The sequence below is a fragment of the Pseudomonas sp. MWU349 genome (assembly GCF_017947325.1).
Classification (GTDB): Bacteria; Pseudomonadota; Gammaproteobacteria; order Pseudomonadales; family Pseudomonadaceae; genus Aquipseudomonas; species Aquipseudomonas protegens.
This window is the reverse complement of record NZ_JAFEVP010000003.1, coordinates 889,444-906,199: the sequence shown is the minus strand read 5'-3', so window position 1 is coordinate 906,199 and position 16,756 is coordinate 889,444. Positions and strand designations below refer to the sequence as shown.

16 protein-coding genes are annotated in these 16,756 nt (G+C 64.1%); 9 read left to right on the top strand and 7 right to left on the bottom strand.

Annotated elements, in window-relative coordinates:
* Positions 1 to 57 precede the first annotated feature (57 nt).
* The gene (locus KCG88_RS16270) at positions 58 to 1,800 is read right to left on the bottom strand and encodes a ShlB/FhaC/HecB family hemolysin secretion/activation protein (RefSeq protein ID WP_210712724.1); all 1,743 of its coding nucleotides are present in this window, start codon (positions 1,798 to 1,800) and stop codon (positions 58 to 60) included.
* Between the two features lie 312 nt (positions 1,801 to 2,112).
* Between KCG88_RS16270 and KCG88_RS16265 the strand changes: the two genes are divergently transcribed.
* Positions 2,113 to 2,388: a hypothetical protein gene (locus tag KCG88_RS16265; protein WP_047284399.1), complete on the top strand. Its 276-nt coding sequence runs from the start codon at positions 2,113 to 2,115 to the stop codon at positions 2,386 to 2,388.
* A gap of 61 nt (positions 2,389 to 2,449) precedes the next feature.
* On the opposite strand, the gene KCG88_RS16260 is transcribed toward KCG88_RS16265, so the two are convergent.
* Entirely contained in the window at positions 2,450 to 3,790 is a 1,341-nt protein-coding gene (locus tag KCG88_RS16260) for a DEAD/DEAH box helicase (RefSeq protein WP_011059887.1), read from the bottom strand.
* 193 nt (positions 3,791 to 3,983) lie between these two features.
* On the opposite strand from KCG88_RS16260, the gene KCG88_RS16255 reads away from it, so the two are divergent.
* Complete coding sequence (locus KCG88_RS16255) at positions 3,984 to 5,282, top strand: mechanosensitive ion channel family protein (RefSeq protein WP_047284398.1); 1,299 nt, start codon at positions 3,984 to 3,986, stop codon at positions 5,280 to 5,282.
* 89 nt (positions 5,283 to 5,371) lie between these two features.
* On the opposite strand, the gene KCG88_RS16250 is transcribed toward KCG88_RS16255, so the two are convergent.
* The 3 genes from KCG88_RS16250 to KCG88_RS16240 all read right to left on the bottom strand — a co-directional run bounded on the left by KCG88_RS16250 (position 5,372) and on the right by KCG88_RS16240 (position 7,567).
* Positions 5,372 to 6,235: a carboxylate/amino acid/amine transporter gene (locus KCG88_RS16250; RefSeq protein ID WP_011059885.1), complete on the bottom strand. Its 864-nt coding sequence runs from the start codon at positions 6,233 to 6,235 to the stop codon at positions 5,372 to 5,374.
* Between the two features lie 259 nt (positions 6,236 to 6,494).
* A complete protein-coding gene (locus KCG88_RS16245; RefSeq protein ID WP_047284396.1) occupies positions 6,495 to 7,094 on the bottom strand; it encodes an FMN-dependent NADH-azoreductase in 600 nt (199 codons plus the stop codon).
* Positions 7,095 to 7,252: 158 nt separating this feature from the next.
* A complete protein-coding gene (locus KCG88_RS16240; protein ID WP_047336007.1) occupies positions 7,253 to 7,567 on the bottom strand; it encodes a hypothetical protein in 315 nt (104 codons plus the stop codon).
* A gap of 49 nt (positions 7,568 to 7,616) precedes the next feature.
* Between KCG88_RS16240 and KCG88_RS16235 the strand changes: the two genes are divergently transcribed.
* The 5 genes from KCG88_RS16235 to aqpZ all read left to right on the top strand — a co-directional run bounded on the left by KCG88_RS16235 (position 7,617) and on the right by aqpZ (position 12,781).
* Positions 7,617 to 8,540 carry a LysR family transcriptional regulator gene (locus tag KCG88_RS16235; RefSeq protein ID WP_011059882.1) on the top strand — a complete coding sequence of 308 codons (924 nt, stop codon included), beginning with the start codon at positions 7,617 to 7,619 and terminating at the stop codon, positions 8,538 to 8,540.
* A gap of 30 nt (positions 8,541 to 8,570) precedes the next feature.
* Positions 8,571 to 9,374 carry an alpha/beta hydrolase gene (locus KCG88_RS16230; RefSeq protein WP_210712723.1) on the top strand — a complete coding sequence of 268 codons (804 nt, stop codon included), beginning with the start codon at positions 8,571 to 8,573 and terminating at the stop codon, positions 9,372 to 9,374.
* Positions 9,375 to 9,377: 3 nt separating this feature from the next.
* Positions 9,378 to 9,941 carry a peptidylprolyl isomerase A gene (locus tag KCG88_RS16225; protein WP_011059880.1) on the top strand — a complete coding sequence of 188 codons (564 nt, stop codon included), beginning with the start codon at positions 9,378 to 9,380 and terminating at the stop codon, positions 9,939 to 9,941.
* A 90-nt stretch (positions 9,942 to 10,031) separates the two neighbouring features.
* Positions 10,032 to 11,864, top strand: a complete 1,833-nt coding sequence (locus tag KCG88_RS16220) for an ABC transporter ATP-binding protein (protein WP_210712722.1) — start codon at positions 10,032 to 10,034, stop codon at positions 11,862 to 11,864.
* Positions 11,865 to 12,082: 218 nt separating this feature from the next.
* Positions 12,083 to 12,781, top strand: a complete 699-nt coding sequence (gene aqpZ, locus KCG88_RS16215) for an aquaporin Z (RefSeq protein ID WP_011059878.1) — start codon at positions 12,083 to 12,085, stop codon at positions 12,779 to 12,781.
* A gap of 16 nt (positions 12,782 to 12,797) precedes the next feature.
* Here aqpZ and KCG88_RS16210 read toward each other — a convergent pair whose 3' ends face one another.
* Both KCG88_RS16210 and KCG88_RS16205 read right to left on the bottom strand, forming a co-directional pair.
* A complete protein-coding gene (locus KCG88_RS16210; protein WP_011059877.1) occupies positions 12,798 to 13,922 on the bottom strand; it encodes a GNAT family N-acetyltransferase in 1,125 nt (374 codons plus the stop codon).
* Between the two features lie 75 nt (positions 13,923 to 13,997).
* Entirely contained in the window at positions 13,998 to 14,903 is a 906-nt protein-coding gene (locus KCG88_RS16205; protein ID WP_210712721.1) for a LysR family transcriptional regulator, read from the bottom strand.
* An 84-nt stretch (positions 14,904 to 14,987) separates the two neighbouring features.
* On the opposite strand from KCG88_RS16205, the gene KCG88_RS16200 reads away from it, so the two are divergent.
* The gene (locus KCG88_RS16200; protein WP_210712720.1) at positions 14,988 to 16,355 is read left to right on the top strand and encodes an MFS transporter; all 1,368 of its coding nucleotides are present in this window, start codon (positions 14,988 to 14,990) and stop codon (positions 16,353 to 16,355) included.
* Entirely contained in the window at positions 16,336 to 16,737 is a 402-nt protein-coding gene (locus KCG88_RS16195) for a nuclear transport factor 2 family protein (protein WP_047284389.1), read from the top strand. Before KCG88_RS16200 ends, KCG88_RS16195 begins: the two co-directional genes overlap by 20 nt.
* Positions 16,738 to 16,756 lie beyond the last annotated feature (19 nt).

The following is a 16,756-nucleotide window of genomic DNA, read 5'->3' as shown; positions in this document are numbered from 1 at the left end:
GGCCAGGAAGGCGAGTTGGCGAACGTCCATGTCGTATATCTCGGGCAAAGAGCGGAGTTAAAGGAACAGGTCCAGGCGGAAATAGATCGGGGCTTCCCGTTCACTCAGGGCTTCGGGCCGTTCGAGGGAATGGGCAAAGGTCACGCTGGCGGCAAGGTGCTTGCCCCGGGCGAAGAATTCGATGGAGTCGCTGGAGACCCGGCCATGCTGCTCGGCGTTGTAGCGGTCGTTGCGGATCGCGCCGAAGTCATAGCCCAGCCCCGTGCCGTATTCGGCGAACACCGGGCGCAGCCAGTCCCAGCCTACCGGGCGAGTCCAGCGCAGGTCGTTGCGCCAGTAGTAGCCGCTGTCGCCGTTCAGGCTCTGGTCCTTGTAGCCGCGGATCGAGGACTGGCTGCCCAGGCTCATGCGCTGCGAACTGAACAGCACGTCCTCGCTGCGCTGGCCGGTGACCAGGCTGCTGAACACCAGGGATTCTTCCCACAGCTTGAACGGCTGCAGGTAGCTGGCGGTGGCGCTGTACTTGCGATAACGGGCGTTGGCCTGGCGGTTGCCGAAACGGTCGCGCTGGTTTTCGCGCTGGGCATCGAAGGCACCGATGCCGTCCTGCAGCCCCAGGTCGAGGTTGAGAAAGCCGCTGCCGATGCGCCGGCCATGGTTGATGCCGAACTGGGCTTCGCTGAGGCGGTTGCTGCTGTTGCTCAGTTTGCTGTCTTCGATGTAGTTGTTGGTGCGCAGGTAGCTCAGGCCGCTGTTCAGCGAGGTCTTGCTCACGGCATCGCGGTGGATCACCCGCTCCAGGCGCAGCTGGTGGTTCTGGCTGTCGCCGGTCTGCTTGAAGTTGAAGCCCTGCCCCTGGGCCTGGGAGCGGTACTCGCTCTGGCTGTAGCTGTAGCTGAGGTTCCACCAGCCAAACGGCAGGTTGTAATAGAGCATGGCGTTGCGCGAGGTCTTCTGGTGGTCGCTGATGGCGTCGTGGCCGCCGCGCAGCACCAATTGATCCGCCAATCCCAGAGGGCTGTCCCATTCGAAAGAGCTGCCCCACTGCTGCTCGCCGGTGCTCTTCTGGCCCTCGTTGCTGCGTGACAGGCCGACGCGCCAGGGCTTTTGCGGGTTGTTCTTGACCAAGACCTCACTGCCGCCCACGGCCTGCCCCGGGGCCAGTTCCATCTGCGCCTGGTTCGATGGCAGGCGGTTGAGCTGGTCGACCATCTGCTCGATCTGCCGCAGGTTGAGCAGCTCACCGCTGCTGCCGGGAAAGGCCATGTTCAGCTCACGGGCACTGAGCTTGCTGTCTTCGGCAGCCTTGAGCCCTTCGAGCTTGCCCTCCACCACCAGCACTTGCAGGTGGCCGCTGGAGAGGTCTTGCTGCGGCAGGTAGGCACGGCTGGTGACCAGGCCTTTTTCGATATAGCGGTCGGTAATGACCTTGAGCAGTTCATTGAGCTGCGCCACCCCCAGGCACTGGCCGATGTAGGGCTGGAGCAGGCGCTCGCGCTCGGCAGCCGATAGCGAGTCGGCGCCCTTGAGCTGGATGTCCTTGATCGGGAAGCAGCGGCTGTCGGCCGGCGTGGTGGGCGCTACTGGCGCGGCGCTCTTGCCGGGCAGGTCCTTGAGTTCTTCGAGGCGCCGCTGCTGTTCTTCCAGCAGGCGGTTCTGGCGGTCGCGGATCAGGTCCTGGTCGCCGGGGTTGAAAGCCGGGCCCGGCAACGGCGCGGCAGTGGCGCTGGGCAGCGCAGTGACCAGCAGCAAGCAGGACAAGGCACAGCACAACCTCATCCCGAGGGTGGAGAGAGACATATTCGGTCCTTCGAAACGGCAGCAAGGGTAGAGAAAGGGCGCGCGATATTAATGTGCCACCATTCTGACGTCAATTAAGCGCGAGCATCGTCGATGGATGGCTGGTTTTGCGGGGCACGCGCCCTGCTACAAGGCCGGATGCTAGAGCTATCGGCGACGCCGGCAAATCAGATCCATCTGAATTGCCGCAGAAGAATTCCTGATCAGGCACGGCAATCAAAGCCGCGGCCACCGGCTCAATCCAACTGAACTTTCCCTGCCTGCACTGCCTCAACCGGATGACTGCCCGTTCCGAATCACGAGGCCCACGCCATGAAGAACCTGAGCATTCTTACCCTTGCCAGCAGCCTGCTGTTCGCCCTGCCCACCTGGGCCTGCACCCCGGACGAAGCCACCGCCAAGCGCGAACAGCTGGCCCAGGAAGTCAGCAAGATCACCGAGCAGAACCCGGCCAAGGCCCAGGAGATCAACGCCGAACTGCAGAAGATGGACCTGAGCACCTCCAGCAAGGACCTGCCGGACAATTGCCAGTTGATCGACCAGCGGCTCAAGGAACTGGCCACTGCCGAGAAAAAGGCCGAGAGCTGACACCCGCAAAGCAAAAAGCCCGGATCAGGTCCGGGCTTTTCGTCTGTATCAGGCGCCAGGCTTATTCAGCGGCGGGGGCCTGTGGCTTGCGGCGCTTGAGCGGCGCCAGGCCATCCTGGCTGACCAGGCTGTCGCTCTTGGGCCGATTGGCGGTCTTGCGCTTGGTCGGGGCCTTGGCCACGGCCTTTTTCTTGTCGCCCTTGGCGTCGGTCTTTTTCTTCTTCACGCCCACCGCCTTGCCGGAGGCCTTGACCTTCTTCGGCCCGCTGTAGGTGCCTTTGACTTCCTTGATGGTGCGGCGCTCGAAGCTCTGCTTGAGGTAGCGCTCGATGCTCGACATCAGGTTCCAGTCGCCGTGACAGATCAGCGAGATGGCCAGGCCATCGTTGCCGGCACGGCCGGTACGGCCAATGCGGTGCACGTATTCGTCGCCGCTGCGGGGCATGTCGAAGTTGATCACCAGGTCCAGGCCGTCAACGTCCAGGCCGCGGGCGGCGACGTCAGTGGCCACGAGGATCTTCACCCCGCCCTGCTTCAGGCGGTCGATGGCCAGCTTGCGGTCCTTCTGGTCCTTTTCACCGTGCAGGACGAAAGCCTTGTAGTCCTGGGCCACCAGGCGGCCGTAGATGCGGTCGGCCATGGCTCGGGTATTGGTGAAGACAATGGCCTTCTGGTAGGTCTCGTTAGCCAGCAGCCAGTTGACGATCTGTTCTTTGTGCTGGTTGTGGTCGGCAGTGATGATCTGCTGACGGGTGGTTTCGTTCAGCTGGCTGACGCTGTTGAGTTGCAGGTGCTCAGGGTTGTTGAGGACCTTGGCGACCATTTCCCGCAGGCCGGAGCCGCCAGTGGTGGCGGAGAACAGCATGGTCTGCTGGCGGTTCGGGCATTCGTCCACCAGGCGCTGCACGTCCTCGGCAAAGCCCATGTCGAGCATGCGGTCGGCTTCGTCGAGCACCAGCACTTCGACTTCCTTCAAGTCCAGGTTGCCGGCATTGAGTTGCTCCAGCATGCGCCCCGGGGTACCGATGAGGATGTCCGGCACCTTGCGCAGCATGGCGGCCTGGACCTTGAAGTCTTCACCGCCGGTGATCAGGCCCGACTTGATGAAGGTGAACTGGGAGAAACGCTCGACTTCCTTGAGGGTCTGCTGGGCCAGTTCCCGGGTCGGCAGCAGGATCAGGGTCTTGATGCTGACGCGGATCTTCGCCGGGCCGATCAGGCGATTGAGGATCGGCAGGACGAAAGCCGCGGTCTTGCCGCTACCGGTCTGTGCCGTCACCCGCAGGTCACGCCCTTGCAGCGCGAGCGGAATAGCCGCTGCTTGCACCGGCGTCGGCTCGACAAATTTAAGCTCGGCCACGGCTTTGAGCAGGCGTTCGTGCAGGGCGAATTGGGAAAACACGGGTGCTACCTCGAAGATATGCAAAAAAACAGCTGCATAGGGTACCGGTTTCGAGCGCGAAGGCCGAGTTTCTTTGTGCAAACGGTGGCAAAGAGTTGGTTTTTTGTTAACCGATTTGTCCTTAACCGTAACTTTCCCAGGGTTAAATGCTCTAATCCCCCTCCTGTGCCTTATAGAAGAATCGTTTTAGCCCATGGATTTCAAACAGCTCTGGCTCAATACCCAGGATCTCTGGGGAGCACTCGACCAACACCCTCTCCTGCACGCCGGCATCGGCCTGGCCCTGTTACTGGTGGTCGCCCTGCTGGTCGGACGAGTGGCACGCTACCTGGTGCTGCACGCGGTCAAGCTGCTGGGCCGCCAGCCGGCCCTGCACTGGCTCAACGACCTGCGCCACAACAAGGTATTCCACCGCCTGGCACAGATGACCCCATCCCTGGTGATCCAGTTCGGCCTGCACCTGGTGCCGGAGCTGAGCAAGACCAGCCTGCTGTTCCTCGGCAACCTGGCCATGGCCTTCACCATCCTGTTCCAGCTCCTGGCCCTGAGCGCCCTGCTCAATGCCCTGCTGGACATCTACGCGCGCACCGAACACGCCCGCACCCGCTCGATCAAGGGCTATGTGCAGTTGGCGAAAATGGTGTTGTACGTGTTTGGCGCGATCATCATCGTCGCCACCCTGATCGACCGCTCGCCGCTGTTGCTGCTGTCGGGCCTGGGCGCCATGTCGGCGGTGATCCTGTTGGTCTACAAGGACACCCTGCTGTCCTTCGTGGCCAGCGTGCAGTTGACCAGCAACGACATGCTGCGGGTCGGCGACTGGATCGAAATGCCCCAGGTCGGCGCCGACGGCGATGTGGTGGACATCACCCTGCACACGGTCAAGGTGCAGAACTTCGACAAGACCATTGTCTCCATCCCCACCTGGCGGTTGATGAGCGAATCGTTCAAGAACTGGCGCGGCATGCAGCAGTCCGGCGGTCGGCGGATCAAGCGCAGCCTGTACATCGACGCCAGCGGCGTGCGCTTCCTGCATGACGACGAAGAAGTGCGCCTGAGCAAGGTGCGCCTGCTCACCGACTACATCGGGCGCAAGCAGGCCGAGCTCAAGAGTTGGAACGAAGCCCAGGGCAATGTCGCCGCGCTGTCGGCCAACCGCCGGCGCATGACCAACATCGGCACCTTCCGCGCCTACGCCCTGGCGTACCTCAAGAGCCACCCGGAAATCCAGCCGAACATGACCTGCATGGTGCGCCAGATGCAGACCACGGCCCAGGGCATTCCCCTGGAGATCTACTGCTTCACCCGCACCACCGCGTGGGTGGATTACGAGCGCATCCAGGGGGATATCTTCGATTACCTGCTGGCGGTGATGCCGGAGTTCGGCCTGAACCTGTACCAGCAGCCCAGCGGCACCGACCTGCGGGCCGGCCTGCTGCCCGCGGTGCTGGGCGCCAGCCATGTGCCGGCGGTAGAGAAGCAGGCTCTGTAACCCGGTAGGAGCTGGCTTGCCAGCGAAGGCGTTGGCCGGCCAGACGCAACGCTTGCTGGCCCTTTCGCCGGCAAGCCGGCTCCTACAGGTTAGGGCGTCAGGCGCGGCGCCGCGCCCCGGCGGCTGATCCACACCGCCCCCAGAATCACCAACCCGCCCAGCAACAGGCGCCCCAGGTCTTCGTGCTGGTTCCAGATCAGCAGGTTGATCAACAGCCCCACCGGCACATGCAGGTTGTTCATCACCGCCAGGGTGGCGCCCGTCACCAGGCACGCGCCCTTGTTCCACCAGTACATGCCCAGGGCCGTGGACACCAGGCCGAGGAACAGCAGCACCGCCCATTGCAGCGGCGCGTCGGGCAGGTAGTGGGCCTTGCCGAACAACAGGAACGCCGGCAACACCACCAGCAGCGCCCCCAGGTAGAAGTAGCCGAAGCGCCGGTAGTGCGGCTCGTCGCTGGGGTAGCGCGCCACCAGGTGCTTGTACAGCACTTGCCCCGCGGCATAGGTGAAATTGGCCAGTTGCAGCAGCAAGAAGCCCATGAAGAAGTCCGGGTTGACGCTGTCGTAACGGATCACCACCGCGCCTGCCACCGCCACCAGCGCCGCCAGCAGGCCCCAGGGGTTGAAACGCCGGTTCAGGGCGTCTTCGATCAGGGTCACATGCAACGGCGTGAGGATGGTGAACAGCAGCACTTCCGGCACCGTCAAAACCCTGAAGCTCAGGTACAGGCACACGTAGGTGATGCCGAACTGCAGCGCGCCGATCAGCAGCATGCCGCGCATGAAGGCCGGGGCCACCCGGCGCCAACGGGTCAGTGGAATGAACACCAGCCCCGCCAGCAGCACCCGCACCAGCACCGCGAAGTAACTGTCGACATGCCCGGCCAGGTATTCGCCGATCAGGCTGAAGGAAAACGCCTGGATCAGCGTGACAAAAAGTAGATAGCCCATGTTCGCCTCGTCTTGAATGGCGGCGACGATAGCGGTTTTGCCCCCTCAGATGAAATCCCGGGCAAAAAAAAGCCCGATCTCGCTAGGCGTGCAATCGGGCGTCGGCACTGAAGGAGCAACCAGTGCAAAGGGAGGTTCGATGCGCGAACCGGCTTGAAGGGGGATGCGCAGGCGCTACTTGAACATCAGTGGATTATCTGCGGATTAACGGCGCCGCAGAGCCCTTCGCTGAGCGGCGCCTGGGCTCAAGAATCGCGGCTCAGGCCACCTGGGCCAGCTTGGCGTTGGCCTGGTTCAGGCCCTTCTCGTGGAAATCGCCCCCCAGGTTCAGGCCTTCGGCGTGGATGAACTCCACATCGTGGATGCCGATAAAGCCCATCACCTGGCGCAGGTAGGGTTCCTGGTGGTCCGCGGCGCTGCCGGCGTAGATACCGCCGCGGGCAGTGAGCACGTAGGCACGCTTGCCGGTGAGCAGGCCCTGGGGCCCGGTGTCGGTGTACTTGAAGGTCACCCCGGCGCGCAGTACGTGGTCGAGCCAGGCCTTGAGGGTGCTGGGAATGGCGAAGTTGTACATCGGCGCGGCCATGACCAGGACGTCGGCAGCCAGCAATTCCTCGGTCAACTCATTGGAACGTTGCAGGGAGTCCTGCTCGGCGGCGCTGCGCTGCTCGGCGGGTTTCATCCAGCCCCCCAGCAGGTTGGCATCCAGGTGCGGCACCGGGTTGCGGGCCAGGTCGCGTACCGTGATCGAATCACCCGGGTGGGCGGCTTGCCATTGCTGGATAAAGGTCTGGGTCAACTGGCGGGATACGGAATCCTGCTGGCGGGCACTGCTTTCAATGATCAGGACGCGGGACATGGCACAAATCTCCATCGGGGTATGCGTAAGTCGATGGAGCGCAGATTAAACAGAGTGATATCGATGAAAAAGCGCAAATAACTGCTATAACCAATCAACAAATTCGTTTATAAGCGGAGCCAGCCCTGCAGCAACCGGCCGGGCCGGGCCCACTTCGATCATTTGGCCTGGCAGGTCAGGTCCAGGCGCAGCTTGATGATCTTGCGGTTGAACTTGGCGGTGACGTTCTTGCTCTGCCCTGCGGCGACTTCCACCTTGCGGGTGCGCGGCGACTCGGGGCCATTGCGAAACACCACCGAGCACAGCGCATCGCTCTTGCCGTAGTTGTTCAACTGGATGGAGCCGATGTCTTCATCGGTGTCGTAGGCCGTGTAATCGATGCTCAGGCCGTTGAGCTGCTTCTCGACCTCGATGGGATAGGCCCAGGCGCTCAAGGGCAACAGAGCCAGCAACACACAACAGAATTTTCTCATTCGGCAGTCTCCAATAAGGAGCGCCAGCTTAGGACAAGAGGAGCCCCTCATGAAAGCGCCCCGCGTGACCCTGGATCAATGGCGCACCCTGCAGGCGGTGGTCGACCACGGCGGTTTCGCCCAGGCCGCCGAAGCGCTGCACCGGTCCCAGTCCTCGGTCAGCTACACCGTGGCCCGCATGCAGGACCAGCTCGGCGTGCCGCTGCTGCGCATCGACGGCCGCAAGGCAGTGCTCACCGAAGCCGGCGGCGTGTTGCTGCGCCGCTCCCGGCAACTGGTCAAGCAGGCCAGCCAGCTGGAAGACCTGGCCCACCATATGGAACAAGGCTGGGAAGCCGAAGTGCGGCTGGTGGTGGACGCCGCCTACCCCAACGCGCGCCTGGTACGCGCCCTGACCGCCTTCATGCCGCAAAGCCGCGGCTGCCGCGTGCGCCTGCGCGAGGAAGTGCTGTCCGGGGTCGAGGAGGTGCTGCTCGAAGGCGTGGCCGACCTGGCCATCAGCGGCTTCAACATTCCCGGCTACCTGGGTACCGAAATGAGCTCGGTGGAGTTCGTCGCCGTGGCCCACCCGGAACACGCCCTGCATCGCCTGCAGCGGGAACTGCATTTCCAGGACCTGGAAAGCCAGTTGCAAGTGGTGATCCGCGACTCCGGCCGCCAGCAACCGCGAGATGTCGGCTGGCTCGGCGCCGAACAGCGCTGGACCGTGGGCAGCCTGGCCACCGCCGCGACCTTCGTCGGCAGCGGCCTGGGCTTTGCCTGGCTGCCCCGGCACCTGATCGAGCGCGAGCTGCGCGAAGGCCTGCTCAAGGTCCTGCCCCTGGACCAGGGCGGCAGCCGCCACCCGACCTTCTACCTTTACTCCAACAAGGACAAACCCCTGGGCCCGGCCACGCAGATCCTCGTGGAACTGCTGCGCACCTTCGACACCGCGCCCCTGGATGCGCCCTTTGCCGCCCCCGAGCAAGCCTGACGCCCCACCCACCAGAACAGGAGTTCTGCCATGGCCTATTTCGAGCATGAAGGTTGCACCCTGCACTACGAGGAATACGGCCGGGGCGACCCCCTGCTGCTGGTCCATGGCCTGGGCTCCAGCGCCCTGGACTGGGAAAAACAGATCCCCGCGCTCTCGGCCCGCTATCGGCTGATCGTCCCGGACATCCGCGGCCACGGGCGCTCCGACAAGCCCCGGGAGCGCTACAGCATCAAAGGCTTCACCGCCGACATCGTGGCGCTGATCGAGCACCTGAACCTGGGCCCGGCCCACTATGTCGGGCTGTCCATGGGCGGCATGATCGGTTTTCAGCTGGGGGTGGACCAGCCGCAGTTGCTCAAGAGCCTGTGCATCGTCAACAGCGGCCCCGAGGTCAAGCTGCGCAGCGCCAACGACTACTGGCAGTGGTTCAAGCGCTGGAGCCTGGCCCGGTTGCTGAGCCCGAGCGCTATCGGCAAGGCCCTGGGGCCGCGGCTGTTTCCCAAGCCGGAACAGGGCGAGCTGCGGCAGAAGATGGCCGAGCGCTGGGCAAAAAACGACAAACGTGCTTATCTCGCCAGCTTCGACGCCATCGTCGGTTGGGGGGTTCAGGAACGTCTGTCACGAATCACCTGTCCAACCCTGGTCGTCAGCGCCGACCGCGACTACACCCCGGTGGCGCTCAAGGAGGCTTATGTCAAACTGCTGCCGGACGCGCGGCTGGTGGTGATCGAGGACTCCCGACACGCCACGCCGCTGGACCAGCCGCAGCGCTTCAACCAAACCCTGCTGGACTTCATGACCACAGTCGACACCACCACCCAGGATCACTGACCCATGCTGAAAAAAATCGCCCTCGTCGCCGGCTCCGTACTCTTCGCGGCCAACCTGATGGCCGCGCAACCGGCCAAGGCGCCCCACGTCCTGCTGGACACCAGCTTCGGCAAGATCGAAGTGGAACTGGACCCGGTCAAGGCACCGATCTCCAGCAAGAACTTCCTCGACTACGTCGACAGCGGCTTCTACACCAACACCATCTTCCACCGGGTGATCCCGGGGTTCATGGTCCAGGGCGGTGGCTTCACCGCGCAGATGGTGCAGAAAGACACCCGCGACCCGATCAAGAACGAAGCCTCCAACGGCCTGCATAACGTGCGTGGCACCCTGTCCATGGCCCGCACCTCCAACCCCAACTCGGCCACCAGCCAGTTCTTCATCAACGTCGCCGACAACGCCTTCCTCGACCCGGGCCGCGATGCCGGCTACGCCGTATTCGCCAAGGTGGTGAGCGGCATGGACGTGGTGGACCAGATCGTCAACTCCCAGACCACCACCAAGCAGGGCATGCAGAACGTGCCGATCGACCCGGTACTGATCAAGTCGGCCAAGCGTATCGACTGATACTTCGCAGCCTGTCCCGACGGCGGCGCCCTACCCGGCGCCCCGTCCGTTTTCTGCACAGGAGAGCCCGTACCCCGGGCTTCAGACCCCATGCTCTTTCGTCGTTTTGAACAACTGATCGACATCTTCCGCGACGCCCCCAGCGCCACCCCGCCCAACCGGGTCCTGCCCTTCTACTTCCACTACATCAAGCAAGCCTGGCCGAGCTTCGTCGCCCTGCTGGTGGTGGGCCTGTTCGTGGCCCTGATCGAGGTGTCGCTGTTCAGCTACCTGAGCACCATCATCGACCTGGCCCAGGGCACCCCCAGCGTCCAGGTGTTCACCGACCACGGCCTGGAACTGGCCTGGATGGCGGTGGTGACCCTGCTGTTCCGGCCCCTGATGGTGGGCCTGCACGACCTCTTGATGCACCAGACCATCAACCCTGGCATGACCAGCCTGATCCGCTGGCAGAACCACAGCTACGTGCTGCGCCAGAGCCTGAACTTCTTCCAGAACGACTTCGCCGGGCGCATCGCCCAGCGCATCATGCAAACCGGCTATTCGCTGCAGGACTCCTCGGTGCAGGTGATCGATGCCCTGTGGCACGTGACCATCTACGCCATCGGCTCCCTGGTGCTGTTCGCCGACGCCGACTGGCGCCTGATGGTCCCGCTGCTGCTGTGGATCGCCGGCTTCATCGGTGCCATGCGCTACTTCGTGCCACGCATCCAGAAGCGCTCGGTGGACGCCTCCGACGCCCGCTCCAAGCTGATGGGCCGGATCGTCGACGGCTACACCAACATCACCACCCTCAAGCTCTTCGCCCACACCCATTTCGAGCAGAGCTACGCGCGCGAGGCGATCGCCGAGCAGACCGAAAAGAGCCAGCTGGCCGGGCGCGTGGTCACCGCCATGGATGTGACTATCACCAGCCTCAACGGCCTGCTGATCGCCAGCACCACCGGCCTGGCCCTGTGGCTGTGGAGCCAGTCGCTGATCAGCGCCGGGGCCATTGCCCTGGCCACCGGGCTGGTGATCCGCATCGTCAACATGTCCGGCTGGATCATGTGGGTGATCAACGGCATCTTCGAAAACATCGGCATGGTCGAGGACGGCCTGAAGACCATCGCACAGCCCCTGCAACTCACCGACCGTGAGCAGGCGCCGAAGCTGGCAGTGGCCCAGGGCGGCGTGCGTTTCGAACATGTGGAATTCCACTATGGCAAGGCCAATCGGGTCATCAGTGACCTCAACCTGGAGATCCGCCCCGGGGAGAAGATCGGCCTGATCGGCCCGTCCGGGGCGGGCAAGTCGACCCTGGTCAACCTGTTGCTGCGCCTCTACGACCTGCAGGGCGGCAAGATCCTCATCGACGGCCAGGACATCGCCGGGGTAACCCAGGAAAGCCTGCGCGAACGCATCGGCATGATCACCCAGGACACCTCGCTGCTGCACCGCTCGATCCGCGACAACCTGCTCTACGGCCGCCCCGACGCCACCGACGAGCAACTCTGGGAAGCAGTGCGCAAGGCCCGTGCCGACGAGTTCATCCCGTTGTTGTCCGACGCCCAGGGCCGCACCGGCTTCGATGCCCATGTCGGCGAGCGCGGGGTCAAGTTGTCCGGCGGCCAGCGCCAGCGCATCGCCATTGCCCGGGTGCTGCTCAAGGATGCGCCGATCCTGATCATGGACGAAGCCACCTCGGCCCTGGACTCGGAAGTGGAAGCGGCGATCCAGGAAAGCCTGGAGACCCTGATGCAAGGCAAGACCGTGATCGCCATCGCCCACCGCCTCTCCACCATCGCCCGCATGGACCGCCTGGTGGTCCTGGAACAGGGGCGCATCGCCGAGACCGGTACCCACGCCGAACTACTGGCCCACGGCGGTTTGTACGCGCGCCTGTGGCAGCACCAGACCGGAGGCTTCGTCGGCATCGACTGACCGGCGGCGGCTACAGGGTGCTGATCAGCTACAGAAAGTTGCCGCACAATGCGCCAGAGCCCCGTTTTCAGGGGGCTCTGGCGTTTTTCATGGGCGAGTGGAATTGCGCCGAAAGCCTGCTGTACTGAGCCTAGGTTCCGGAGCGGAACCTGTAGTTAACCTGCGGGATGCATAACAGTTGTATCGCGTTGATAGGTTGACCTATCAAGGACTCTCTCATGTCTTTGTTCAAACGTTCTGTCACCGAATTGCTCGGTACGTTCTGGCTGGTCCTGGGCGGTTGCGGCAGCGCCGTGCTGGCGGCGGCCTTTCCCAACGTCGGTATCGGCCTGCTCGGGGTCGCCCTGGCCTTCGGCCTGACGGTGCTGACCATGGCCTTCGCCATCGGCCATATCTCCGGTTGCCACCTGAACCCCGCGGTGTCCGTCGGGCTGGTGGTGGGTGGACGCTTTCCGGCCAGGGAACTACCGGCCTATATCGTCGCGCAGGTGATCGGCGGGGTGATCGCCGCGGCGCTGCTGTACTTCATCGCCAGCGGCAAGCCGGGGTTCGAACTGGCCTCGGGGCTGGCGTCCAACGGCTATGGCGCACACTCCCCCGGCGGCTACTCCATGGCCGCGGGTTTTGTCTGTGAGTTGGTGATGACCCTGATGTTCGTGGTGATCATCCTCGGCGCCACCGACAAGCGCGCCCCGGCGGGGCTGGCGCCCATCGCCATCGGCCTGGCCCTGACCCTGATCCACCTGATCTCGATCCCGGTCACCAACACCTCGGTCAACCCGGCCCGCAGCACCGGCCCGGCGCTGATCGTCGGCGGCTGGGCGTTGCAGCAGCTATGGATGTTCTGGCTGGCGCCGATCCTGGGCGCGGTGATCGGCGGCGTGGTCTATCGCTGGCTGGGCAAGGAAGACGGCTGAGCAACGCCGGCGAGGGTCACGCCTGCCGATAGGGCAAGGCGTCCCTCGCCTCTTGCGCATAGGCGCGGATTCCGGCCTGTTCCTGTTGCAGGAAATCCTTCACCGCAGCCTTCAATCCGGGATGGCGCAGGTAGTGCCAGGAGCGGGTGAGCACCGGCTCGAAACCGCGAATCAGCTTGTGCTCGCCCTGGGCGCCGGCGTCGAAGCGCTGCAGCCCCTGGGCAATGGCGTACTCCATGCCCTGGTAGAAACAGGTCTCGAAATGCAGGCGGTCGAACTCCGCCAGGCAGCCCCAGTAGCGCCCATAGAAACTGTCGCCGCCCACCAGGCTGAAGGCCATGGCCACCGGACGCCCGCCCTGCTTGGCCAGGACCACGCGAATCGCTTCGGGCATGCGCTCGGCCAGCAGGCTGAAAAACGCCCGGGTCAGGTACGGCGACTGACGCCGCACCGCATAGGTGTTGGCGTAGCAGGCGTAGACAAAATCCCACTGCGCCTGGTCCAGTTCATGGCCTTCGAGCCACTGGAAATCAATGCCCTGCCCCGCCACCTGCTCGCGCTCCTTGCGCATCTGCTTGCGCTTGCGCGAGCTCAAGGCATCGAGGAAATCCTGAAAGTCCCGGTAGCCACGGTTCTGCCAGTGAAATTGGCAGCCCAGGCGCTGCAGCCAGCCCGGTTGCTGCTCCAGGGCGGCATCGCTGAAATCGTCGGTGAAGTTGATATGGGCACTGGAAAGCCCTTCGATCTCCAGGTAGCCGGGCAGGCTTTTCAGCAATTCCAGCGCATCCGCCTGGGTCGCTGCCAGCACCCGGGCGCCACTCACCGGGCTGAATGGCACCGCCGTCAGCAGCTTGGGGTAGTAGTCGATTCCGGCGCGGTCGCAGGCATCCGCCCAGCCATGATCGAACACGTATTCGCCGTAGGAATGCCATTTGCGATAGCTGGGCAGCGCCGCCAGCAGCCGACCGTCTTCGACATGCAGCAGGTGCTCGGCCTGCCAGCCAGAGCGCGGGCCAAGGCTGCCGCTGTCTTCCAGGGCACTGAGAAAGGCGTGACGCACAAAGGGTTGCCCGTCCTTGAGCAGGCCATCCCATTGCGCAGGATCGACGGCGGACAGGCTGTTCAAGGATTGCAGCGGCATCGGGGTCCCCGGAATTCAGATCGAACAACCCGGGGAGTATCCTCCATCCCCGGGTTCACCGAAACCGCCACAGCGCTAGCGCCCCAGGTGCTCCGCCAGAAAGTCGATGAATACCCGGGACTTGCGCGGCAGGTGCGCGCTGTTGGGAAACAGCACATGCACCGGCTGCGTGGCCAGCCGGTACTCAGGCAATACCCGTAACAGCCGCCCGTTGCCCAGGTCATCGAGGACCATCCACTCCGGCAGCACCGCCAGCCCCAGGCCGGCCAGGGCCATGGCGCGAATCGCCGTCGCCGAGTTGGACTCGTGCCCGGGGCTGACCTTGACCTCCACCTCGCCACGGCGCGGATGGCTGAAGGTCCAGCCCGGCGGCCCGCCCAGGTTGCTGTTGCCAATCCAGGGCCAGGCATCGAGCTCTTCAGGCTGCGCCACCTGCCGGTCCTTGAGCAACGCCGGGCTGGCCACCAGGACAATGGCGTAGTCCGCCAGTTGGCGCCCCTTGAACCCCGAGTCCGCCAGGTGCCCGAGGCGGATCACCAAGTCGAGCTTTTCCGCCACCAGATCATTCAACGACGAGTTGAAGTGATAACTCAGGCGCACTTCGGGATAACGCGCGGTGAACAACGGCAGGATCGGCAACACGAACGTCTCGGCATATTCCGCGGTGGAGCTGATGCGCAACTTGCCACTGACCCGGTCGCGCCCGTGCAGCACATTGTCGAAGGCGGTGTCGATATTGGCGACAATCCCCTTGAACTCGTCGTAGAGGGCCTGGCCGGTCTCGGTCAGCGTCACCTGCCGCGTGGTGCGGATCAGCAAGGTGCTCGCCAACGCCTGCTCCAGGGCCTTTATGTGCAGGCTGGCCATGGCCTTGCTGATGCCCAGGTACTGCGCCGCGCGGGTGTATGAACCGAAGTCCACCACCGCAAGGAAGGTCTGTACCCGGTGCAGCTGGCCGTGAAAAGTTTCGCTCACTGTCAAATCCCATTAAACAATGCGTCAAGTATAGGCACCTCGACACCCTGCCCCCAAGCTCCCTAAGCTGCGCGCCAAAAGGGAGACGGCATGACTTATAGATACAAAGTGGCGATGGTATTCCTTCTCGGATTCTTCATCGACTGCGTCAACATTTTCATGTCGGCGGTGGCCCTGCCCACTATCGCCGCTCAACTGCAAGTGTCCAGCGCCGCCGTGGCCTGGGTCGCCAATGCCTACATCCTCGGCCTGACCCTGGTGATGGCCATCAGCACCTGGCTGGCGGCGCGTTTCGGCAACCGCCAGGTGCTCTGCGCCTCGATGCTGCTGTTCAGCGTTGCCGGGCTGATGTGCGGGCTGGCCGACAGCTTCATGCCGCTGGTGTTCTGGCGGCTGGTCCAGGGCATGGCCGGCGGCCTGCTGATTCCCCTGGGGCAGGCACTGACCTTCAACCTGTTCCAGGGCACGCAACGGGCGCGGATCTCCACCCTGGTGATGGCCGTGGCGCTCCTGGCGCCAGCGCTGTCGCCCACGGTAGGCGGGGCCATTGTCGACCACAGTTCCTGGCGCTGGGTGTTCTTCGCCAGCCTGCCGCTGTCGCTGCTGGCGGCGTTGCTGTCCTGGTGCTGGATCAACGCCGAGCGCTCGGCGCCACCGCCGCGCCCGGACCTGCGCGGCCTGCTGCTGGTGAGTGCGAGCCTGGGCGGCCTGTTGCTCGGCATGTCGCTGTACGGCAGCGGCTACCCGGTCCATCAAGCCGCACCGGGTCTGGTTGCCGGCCTGCTATTGGCCGAGTGCTACCGGCGTCACTGTCGGGCCTGCGCCCGGCCCATCGTCGAACTGCGGCTGCTGAAAAATCCGCGCCTGGGCCTGTCGGTGGCTATCTATCACGCGATCCCCGGGGTCTTCACGGGGGTCAATCTGCTGAGCCTGTTCTTCCTTCAAGACAGCCTGCACCTGAGCGCCCAGCACAGCGGCATGTTCATGCTGCTGTACGCCACCGGCGCGCTGCTGGCGATGCTCGCCTGCGCACGTTTGTACAATCGCCTGGGCGCCGCACGGCTGTTCGCCATCGCCCTGGTGCTGCACAGCGTCGGCATCGCCAGCCTGTACGGGGTCGACTCGCTGGCCGATCTGCCCCTGATCAGCCTGGCCTACTTGCTGATGGGCCTGGGCGGCGGCGCCGGTGCCAACACCGCGCAGACCACCGCCTTGCTGGACTTCGACGGCGCCGATACGCACAAGGCCAGCGTGATCTGGAACATCAACCGGCAGATGGCCTTCAGCCTCGGCGCGGCCTTGCTGCTGATGCTCTACAACCTGCTGCTGGGTTATCGGGGCGTTACCGGCGCCTACCACCTGAGCCTTTTGCTGGCCGCCGCAGCCGGCCTGCTACCCCTGCTGACCCTGAACCGACTCCCACCACCCGAGGCCTCCCATGCCCAACTCGATCGCTAGACAGGCGCAATACAGCGTGCACTGGATTCACCAACTGATTCACAGCGTCTTCACCAACCAGCGCGGGGATGCCGAGGCCTGCATCGATCCCTTGCTGGGGCTGTTCGCCGAAGACTTCCAGATGGTCACCACCGGCGGCGCCATGGTCGGCCGCCAGCAGGTGGAACAGCTGTTTCGCAAAGGCCTGGGCCAACGCCCCGGTCTGGAGATCAGCATCAGCCAGGTGCGCTGTGTGTGGCAGGAAGGCCAGAGCGCGGCGATCCACTACAAGGAAACCCACCGCCTGGGCCAGGTCGAAAGCGCGCGCCTGTCCCTGGCGATCATTCGCGTGCAGGGCGATGCGGCGCAGTGGCTGTACCTGCACGAAACCGCCTGCCCTTGAGAGGCGCCCGTTCAGCGGG

What these genes read in the sequence shown, in the direction of transcription:
- KCG88_RS16195 (WP_047284389.1), top strand. Translation starts at nt 16,336, where the DNA reads ATGCCCAACTCGATCGCTAGACAGGCGCAATACAGCGTGCACTGGATT.
- KCG88_RS16230 (WP_210712723.1), top strand. Translation starts at nt 8,571, where the DNA reads ATGGCCTATTTCGAGCATGAAGGTTGCACCCTGCACTACGAGGAATAC.
- KCG88_RS16245 (WP_047284396.1), bottom strand. Translation starts at nt 7,094, where the DNA reads ATGTCCCGCGTCCTGATCATTGAAAGCAGTGCCCGCCAGCAGGATTCC.
- KCG88_RS16265 (WP_047284399.1), top strand. Translation starts at nt 2,113, where the DNA reads ATGAAGAACCTGAGCATTCTTACCCTTGCCAGCAGCCTGCTGTTCGCC.
- KCG88_RS16255 (WP_047284398.1), top strand. Translation starts at nt 3,984, where the DNA reads ATGGATTTCAAACAGCTCTGGCTCAATACCCAGGATCTCTGGGGAGCA.
- KCG88_RS16270 (WP_210712724.1), bottom strand. Translation starts at nt 1,800, where the DNA reads ATGTCTCTCTCCACCCTCGGGATGAGGTTGTGCTGTGCCTTGTCCTGC.
- KCG88_RS16200 (WP_210712720.1), top strand. Translation starts at nt 14,988, where the DNA reads ATGACTTATAGATACAAAGTGGCGATGGTATTCCTTCTCGGATTCTTC.
- KCG88_RS16210 (WP_011059877.1), bottom strand. Translation starts at nt 13,922, where the DNA reads ATGCCGCTGCAATCCTTGAACAGCCTGTCCGCCGTCGATCCTGCGCAA.
- KCG88_RS16235 (WP_011059882.1), top strand. Translation starts at nt 7,617, where the DNA reads ATGAAAGCGCCCCGCGTGACCCTGGATCAATGGCGCACCCTGCAGGCG.
- aqpZ (WP_011059878.1), top strand. Translation starts at nt 12,083, where the DNA reads ATGTCTTTGTTCAAACGTTCTGTCACCGAATTGCTCGGTACGTTCTGG.
- KCG88_RS16220 (WP_210712722.1), top strand. Translation starts at nt 10,032, where the DNA reads ATGCTCTTTCGTCGTTTTGAACAACTGATCGACATCTTCCGCGACGCC.
- KCG88_RS16240 (WP_047336007.1), bottom strand. Translation starts at nt 7,567, where the DNA reads ATGAGAAAATTCTGTTGTGTGTTGCTGGCTCTGTTGCCCTTGAGCGCC.
- KCG88_RS16225 (WP_011059880.1), top strand. Translation starts at nt 9,378, where the DNA reads ATGCTGAAAAAAATCGCCCTCGTCGCCGGCTCCGTACTCTTCGCGGCC.
- KCG88_RS16250 (WP_011059885.1), bottom strand. Translation starts at nt 6,235, where the DNA reads ATGGGCTATCTACTTTTTGTCACGCTGATCCAGGCGTTTTCCTTCAGC.